Below are 7,697 nucleotides of genomic sequence, written 5' to 3' on the forward strand. Positions count from 1 at the left end.
CGTTCAGTCAATACCAGACTTCTTACAGAAGTGGGGATAAGGGGCAGGGGAAAGGGGGAAAAGTTTGGTATTTTCTCTTTAACCTTTTCCCTTTGACCACAAGAGTTCAAAAAGCAATTGATTGCAAGAGGTCTACCGATGTGTTGACAGTCAACAGTCTTATGTCAAAGATTTATTTTCTTGGAAGTCCCTTATTAATGTAAATCATAGAAATAAATTAACCCATTTGTAGGAGGTAATTTTTCAAGCTATCGCTGTATTTTATATATCATCAGACCAAAATAAAACGGTTTGATCGTACGCCAAATTCACACAATAAATATTTGAATTATGTTCAGGCTCAAATCTATTCCTTCTAGAAAATTACAAATACTAATTTTTTCAACAGCTTTTTTACTGGCTGCGGAAACTTCTGGTAATGCTCAAACAACTATTCCTAATCTCACTCCAACACAAGCTCAAAATTTATCACGTGACTTAGTTCCATCTAACTCTCAAGACTTTTTTAGACAAGGTACTAATGCCTTTGAAAGAGAAATTCAAATGCTTAGAGACAGACAACTATCTCCAAATAAACCTATTTTGAAGATTGATTTAATACAGATCGAAAAAATACCAGATATTCAAGAAAAACCTTGAAACTGCGATATTAAAGTATTTAATTACGTAAGTAGACAGGGCGCTTAAGCGAAGTATCGTTACCTTTGCCAGTAGCATAACTACAGAATAAATATGGAAGGCGATCGCTAAAAGCTGATTTCCCAAGTATTTATGTAAAATTAAATACACTACATCTACACAAAGGCAAAGAGGCAATAATAATCATAAACCATTACTTATTGCTTCCTTGCATTATTCTGTTTCAGTACGTCTTGACGATCCAAACCTTAAACAAATCCATTAAAAATATAGCCAGTTGCATTTACTTTATCCAAGAGTAACACTAGGAAGAACACTCCTGTGGTAATTTCCCCATCTCAGAATTTTATGAATCTAAATAGACATAACAATGTATAGTTTGTATAGTCAGATTTGTAATCAAATTTTAGTTTTACATTGGAGACTTAAAATATGTCTACTGAGACTCACAAAGTTGTTTACGTTCAAGAAAGCGAGTTTGATGTTATTTTAAATGGAAGCGAAGAGCAAGTTGTTGTTGTTGACTTTACTGCTACTTGGTGTGGCCCATGTCGTCTGATTAGTCCATTAATCGAACAACTTGCCGAAGAATACAAAGGTCGTGCTAAAGTCGTGAAGGTAGACGTTGACAGCAATAAACCACTCTTCAAAAAATTTGGTCTTCGCAGCATTCCAGCAGTTTTAATTTTTAAAGATGGTGTTTTAGCAGAAACTATTGTAGGAGTTTCTCCTTACGAACAGTTTACCAATGCTATTGACAAACTTCTTTAACTAATTTGTAATTCGTAATTCGTAATTCAAAAGAATTTAATTGTTATTATGGCAATGTATTCAGTATAAATTATGAATTATGAATTTCTCACTATTTTGTTTTTGTCTATAGTGTACCTGAATCAATCCACTTGGATATTGTTTTGAGTTCATCATCTGTAATTTTTCTTCAGGGGTAGGTGGTGGAAAAAGACGTACACCGTCACCTAAAATAATTGGAATAATTGAAATAATATATTCGTCAATCAAGCTGTGTTTAAGAAAGGAATTAATTAATGCTCCACCACCAACTAGCCTGATATTTCAGCAAGCCCTAATTAGTTATTGGATATGGGGTCTGTTGACTGTTGAGTGTTGACTGGGGAGTTATTATTCCCCACGTCTTCCTTATCTCCCTTTTACACTGTCTTCTGCACCCAATTGCAGGGCATAGAGGTTTGCATACACACCTTGTTGACGGATGAGTTCTGTGTGAGTACCCTGCTCTACAATTTGTCCCTGTTGAATTACTAATACTTTATCTGCCTGAGTAACTGTACTGAGGCGGTGGGCAATTACGAAACTTGTACGACCTTGCAATAAGCGAGCGATCGCACTTTGCACTAAAGCTTCTGTACGAGTATCAATGCTGCTTGTGGCTTCATCAAGTATGAGAATGCGGGGATTAATTAATACCGCACGAGCAATGCTAATGAGTTGTCGTTGTCCCTGACTCAAGGGAGCGCCTTTTTCACCCAATTGAGTGGTATAGCCTTGTGGTAGTGAGGTAACAAATTCATGAACATTGGCCATCTGTGCAGCTGCTTCAATATCAGCTTGGGTGGCATAGGGACAGCCAAAGGCAATATTTTCAGCAACAGTACCACTGAACAGAATATTATCTTGCAGGACGATACCAATTTGACGCCGTAGACTTGCTTGGGTAACACTACGCACATCAATGTTATCAATTTTCACTGCACCATCAGACACATCGTAGAAGCGCAAAATCAAGTTAACTATTGTACTTTTCCCCGAACCCGTCGGCCCTACTAAGGCAACCATTTGTCCTGGGTAGGCGTGCAAATTTACTTTTTTGAGAACGAGTTGGTCTGGAGTATAACCAAATTTGACATTCTCAAATTTTACCTCGCCTTGAATTTGTGGCATTTCCCTAGCATCAGGCGCGTCTTTGAGTTGTGATGGTTCATCCAATAATAAAAAGATTCGCTCTAATCCAGCGAATGCAGATTGAGCTTGGGTGTAAAACTGGCTGAGAATTGGGACCGGGCGGAAGAACTGCTGTACAAAAAGAAAAAAGGATGTTACTCCCCCCCCCGTTGCCCCACCGGTCCCCGCAAGATAACCGCCATAGGCCAACACACCTGCGGTTGCTAATGTATTGAGAAAATCAATAGACGGCAAAAAAGCTGAAGTAATTGCCACAGCCTCGACGTTAGCATCTCGATTGGCGGCGTTGAGAATCTCAAATTCTGCAATGTTGAGGTGTACGCGATTGAATGCCTGTGCTTCTCGCACACTCACAATATCTTCTTCTAACTTAGCGGAAAGTTCGCCAATGGTTTGTCGCGTGACACGAAATCTGGCTCTAGCCCAACGTGCAAACAAGCTTGTTGTAAAAATCATTAGTGGTACTACGAGGTTGCTTAACAAGCCCAGTTGCAAGTTAATTGAGAGCATGGCAACCACAATGCCGATTAAACTGAAAGTATTACCCAACATTTGGGCAATGGTCAGTCCGAAAGCCTGATTCACGGTGTTGACATCATTCAGCAAGCGACTCATTAAATCGCCTGCTTCGCTACGGTCAAAAAAGCTCAGGGGTAAACTTTGGATTTTAATGAAAATGTCTTGCCTGAGTTGAGCCAACAATCGCTGCATAATCCAGCCCACTCGAATAATTTGACCCCTGATTGCTAAGACACCAACTCCATAATTCAGCGCTAATAGCCCTAATAACAGCAGTAATCCCTGTAAATTTCCCTTGGCAATCAGATTATCAATTGACCAACCAATAAAAAATGGCCCAATTGCTTGGGTAATAGCACCAATGAAAACTAATCCGATGGCGATGGGAATTTCTTTGCGATATGGTTTTAGGTATTGCAAAAAGCGCCCTAAGGTAGAGACTTGCTTAGTACCTTCTTCCTGGGATACAACAACAGCAGATGTACTTCTCATACGTTCTCCTTTTGCTTTACCTGAGATTCCAGAATTACGCCGTAAAGCGGGCTACTTTGCATTAATTCTTCGTGAGTACCTTGTGCTACCAATCGTCCTTTGTCCATAAGAAAAATGCGATCGGCATTCTTGACTGTGCTAATGCGTTGAGCCACGACAAAAGTTGTACAAGCTTTTTGGCGCATGAAACCATCTAACTCAGCTTGAATTTGGGCAGCAGTTTTGGCATCCACAGCAGAGGTACTATCGTCCAAAATCAAAATACTGTAATCAGTGAGTAGGGTACGGGCGATGGCAATTCGTTGTTTTTGACCGCCAGACAACCCTACACCACGTTCGCCGACAATTGTTTCATAGCCATCAGGCAAACTAATAATAAAATCATGTATTTGTGAGCTTTTTGCCACCTCAATTACTTCTTCTAAGGTTGCATTGGGTTTTGCATAGGTAATATTTTCACGAATTGTCCCAGAAAAGAGTGTGGTTTCCTGAAACACAATCCCGATATGAGACCTGAGGCTTTTAAGGTTAAAATCTCGTACATCCCGCCCGTCAATGCGAATTGCTCCCTGTGTAACATCATAAAAGCGGGGAATCAAGTTCATAATTGTGCTTTTCCCGGAGCCAGTCATCCCTAGAACAGCGATGAGTTCATTGGGCTTGGTTTCAAAGGAAACTTCTTTGAGAGTTTCGGCACTTGCTCCAGGATAGCGAAACGAAACATTTTCAAAGGTGATTCTACCACCGCAGGTATCAAAAGGCATGGCATTAGGGCGATCGCCAATTTCGATCTCTGCGTCCACAACTTCGTAAACCCTTTCTGCCGAAGCAGCTGATTGAGCGATGGCTGGTGCAGCAAAACCAATTACCAAAATTGGTTGCAAAATCAAAGCTAGGTAGGAATTAAACGCCACTAGTTCACCAATGGAGAATCTATTTTCAACTACCTCTGCTCCTCCATATCCGAAAACCGCTAGTGTTACTAAATTACTTAACAAAAAGATAAACGGAAAGGTATTACGAATAGCACTAATGGTCTTCATATTTGCCTTGATTAGGCCATCATTCAAGGTCGTGTAACGCGACCTTTCCGCAGACTCTCGTACAAACGCTTTCACCACCCGTATTCCGATTAAGTTCTCTTGTAATACAGCATTCAAGTCGCTGAGTTGCTCTTGTACTTGGCGAAAAAGTTTGTTATTACGAGTGACGAATCGTGCCATTAACCATGCTGTTAATGGTACAACTGTGAGAGTAATCAGTGCTAATTTCCAGTTCATTACCAGCAAAATCACTGCAACACTCACCAATGTCACAACCCCACCAATCACCTGAATCAGGCTGGTGCCGATAAATGTACGGATTTGCTCAATGTCACTGGTAACACGGGTTAATAGTTGGGAAGTCTGCGCTTGGTCGTGATAGCTGAAACTTAGATTTTGAATTTTGCTAAAAATTTTGTTTCGCAGGTCGTAAGCCACACCTTGAGAGGCCGCTTCTGCTAAATAGCTTTGCCCAAAGTTAAATAAACCACGAGCAATGGCCGCAACTACCATCCAGCCGGCGCTAATTAAGACAATTTCTAAATTTCTTTCGCTAATTCCTCGATCGATTCCCCAGCGAAATAGTTGTGGAGTAACGGCATTAGCGATGGTCAACAGCAAGAGGCTGACTAAAGCTCCCAACGAAGTCCATCGGTAAGTACTCAAACTAACCAGGACGCGTTGGATTGATTGCATTGACGATGTTTCTTGGAGTTCTGGCTGCTGAACCAATGGAATTCACCCTGTGTTTTGGGAAAATTATCTCGTACTTTGATTCAAAAAAACCACTTACTCAAGTTGAGAATGAGGAATATTACAATACGTTTGTAACCCTAGCTATTTTTTATACTTGTAAATTAAATTTCCTCACAATTGCTCTGGATTAATTCCCCGTTCTTTTAGTAGAGCATGTAGGGCTTCTAATTGTGCTTCGGCTTGTTCGGCTCGCTGGCGTTGTTGTTCGGCTCGTTCTTTTTCTTGTTTTCGTTGTTGGTCTAGTTCAAAATGGGTAAGAAAGCGATCGCCATCAGGGCGATAAATTTGTAGTTCTTCCTCACTCAACTCGAAACGCACTCCCAATCTAGGACTCACCCAACCAACCATTTGGTCAATAACTTCTAATCGTGAGTTACGACGCTGCCAACCTGTCAAGTCAACTACATCAGGTTCATACAAATAATATTCTTCCACGCAGTAGCGTTCATAAAACTCAAATTTCTTCGCCATTTGAGAAATCCGATTTCCAGGCGACCAAATTTCAAACACCACCTGCGGGGCAATGTTGTCTTCAAGCCATTGTTTATAAGAACCTCGGTATCCTTTTGGTCTACCAAATACTACCATCACATCCGGAGCTTGGCGGAGCTTGTTATCATCTTCCATTGGATACCATAACAAGTCCCCAGCGACAAACACATTTGGATCGTTGGCGAACAGCAGTTCTAAATTATTTTTAATCCAGACAATTAATTCAAACTGCTTAGTGTTGTCTGCCATTGGCTGTCCGTCGCTGTCAGGGTACATAATGCCTTTTGGCGTGGAAGATGGTAGCTGTGTAACCATTGCGATGATTTTCAGGTGATTGTTAGAGATGGGTGAGCGATAGCTTTTCCCACACTATTCTTATTTCACATCGTAGCTTGAACAAAATTGCAGATTAAACTACTGGCTTTTGATATGTCTATATATTTTATATCCTCCATAAGTCAGTAATGCTCCTGTTGCTACAATTCCACCCACTGGTACAGTGATTGGAGCAGCAACGACTGTTGTAGCAACCGTTGTAAAGCCTAACCAACCTGCGATACCACCAGCAGATGTGGTAGTAGTCACAACAACAGGTATTGTAGCTACGGTAATTGATCCTAATGAAGAGCCTGCAAGCGTTGTCATACCTGCAATTAATTCGTCTTTCATGTATATTTTTTACTAGCTATTTTTTTACATTACATACATAGTATTTTGCGATTCATCTAAGTAAAAATAGTAAACTTTACGTAGATTTTTGCTATGTATTTATGAACCTTGAGTGACATTTTGATAATTAAATTACAATCCTCATACTCAAATCCAACCACTTTGACTGAGTAATCGGCGCACTGCTAGAAATATAATCCACACCCGTCTCTGCAATTCCACGAATCGTCTCCAAAGTCACATTACCCGAAGCCTCAATTTTCACCCGGCTATCCTGCTGACGAATCAATTGCACCGCCTGATGCATCATATCCAAAGGCATATTATCCAACATAATGATGTCGGCTTGGTGCTGCAAAGCTTCTTTCACCTGTTCTAAACTTTCTGTCTCTACCTCTATTGTCAAAGGATAAGGAATCTGAGAACGAACGCGCCCAATAGCTTCTCCAATTCCCCCAGCCGCAGTAATGTGATTATCTTTAATCATCACTGCATCATCCAATCCCACGCGATGATTAATCGCCCCACCCACAACAGTCGCATACTTTTCCAACAGTCTCAGCCCTGGTGTAGTTTTGCGCGTATCCACCAACCGAGCAGTTAAATCAGCAATTTTCTCTACATATATATTAGTTAGCGTGGCAATTCCACTCAAGCGCATAGCCAAATTCAGCGCTACCCGTTCCCCCATTAGTAATGCATCAAGCGAACCATGAATTTCAGCCACTACCTGTCCTGGCTCACATCTTGCACCTTCAGGCGTCACAGCAGTAAAACTCACATTTTCATTCAAAATCTGAAATACCCTAGCTGCAACTGGTAAACCAGTGATAATTCCTGGAGCCTTCGCTATCCATTTGGCTGTTCCTGATGTGACACCTTCGACAAGTAGGGTGTTTGTGGTGCGATCGCCCCGTCCAATATCCTCCAATAACCAACTACGCAACAGTGGATCTAAAACTAGCCAGGGGGGCAAAACACCAAATTTTGTCACAATTTTAATTCCTTATCGTGAGGCCTCAGGAATAATATAGCCGAAAACCCTTACCATCTAAGGCTCACAGGAATCTCAAAAAAAAGGTCAAAAAAAAGTGGTCAAAGAGGTTGACACTCTAAGAAGGGTTAGCTATATTGAATAAGTGCCAG

At 40.9% G+C, this 7,697-nt stretch carries 8 protein-coding genes; 2 read left to right on the forward strand and 6 right to left on the reverse strand.

Annotation, left to right across the window (positions count from 1 at the left end):
- The first annotated feature begins 330 nt into the window (after positions 1 to 330).
- The gene (locus tag GNE10_RS29335) at positions 331 to 639 is read left to right on the forward strand and encodes a hypothetical protein (protein ID WP_185569217.1); all 309 of its coding nucleotides are present in this window, start codon (positions 331 to 333) and stop codon (positions 637 to 639) included.
- Positions 640 to 1,071: 432 nt separating this feature from the next.
- Positions 1,072 to 1,410: a thioredoxin gene (gene trxA, locus GNE10_RS29340; protein ID WP_099072468.1), complete on the forward strand. Its 339-nt coding sequence runs from the start codon at positions 1,072 to 1,074 to the stop codon at positions 1,408 to 1,410.
- 60 nt (positions 1,411 to 1,470) lie between these two features.
- Here the strand turns inward: trxA and GNE10_RS29345 are convergent, their stop codons facing one another.
- From GNE10_RS29345 to nadC, 6 genes are all read right to left on the reverse strand, one after another.
- A complete protein-coding gene (locus GNE10_RS29345; RefSeq protein ID WP_185569229.1) occupies positions 1,471 to 1,710 on the reverse strand; it encodes a dihydrofolate reductase family protein in 240 nt (79 codons plus the stop codon).
- Between the two features lie 87 nt (positions 1,711 to 1,797).
- Positions 1,798 to 3,591 carry an ABC transporter ATP-binding protein gene (locus GNE10_RS29350; RefSeq protein WP_185569219.1) on the reverse strand — a complete coding sequence of 598 codons (1,794 nt, stop codon included), beginning with the start codon at positions 3,589 to 3,591 and terminating at the stop codon, positions 1,798 to 1,800.
- Positions 3,588 to 5,330, reverse strand: a complete 1,743-nt coding sequence (locus tag GNE10_RS29355; protein WP_185569221.1) for an ABC transporter ATP-binding protein — start codon at positions 5,328 to 5,330, stop codon at positions 3,588 to 3,590. Before GNE10_RS29355 ends, GNE10_RS29350 begins: the two co-directional genes overlap by 4 nt.
- 171 nt (positions 5,331 to 5,501) lie before the next feature.
- Positions 5,502 to 6,197, reverse strand: a complete 696-nt coding sequence (locus GNE10_RS29360; protein ID WP_185569223.1) for a Uma2 family endonuclease — start codon at positions 6,195 to 6,197, stop codon at positions 5,502 to 5,504.
- Positions 6,198 to 6,296: 99 nt separating this feature from the next.
- A complete protein-coding gene (locus GNE10_RS29365) occupies positions 6,297 to 6,527 on the reverse strand; it encodes a hypothetical protein (protein WP_185569225.1) in 231 nt (76 codons plus the stop codon).
- A 151-nt stretch (positions 6,528 to 6,678) separates the two neighbouring features.
- Complete coding sequence (gene nadC, locus GNE10_RS29370) at positions 6,679 to 7,545, reverse strand: carboxylating nicotinate-nucleotide diphosphorylase (protein WP_185569227.1); 867 nt, start codon at positions 7,543 to 7,545, stop codon at positions 6,679 to 6,681.
- Positions 7,546 to 7,697: the final 152 nt, after the last annotated feature.

The sequence above is a fragment of the Nostoc sp. 2RC genome (genome assembly GCF_014222165.1).
GTDB classification, from domain to species: Bacteria; Cyanobacteriota; Cyanobacteriia; order Cyanobacteriales; family Nostocaceae; genus Nostoc; species Nostoc linckia.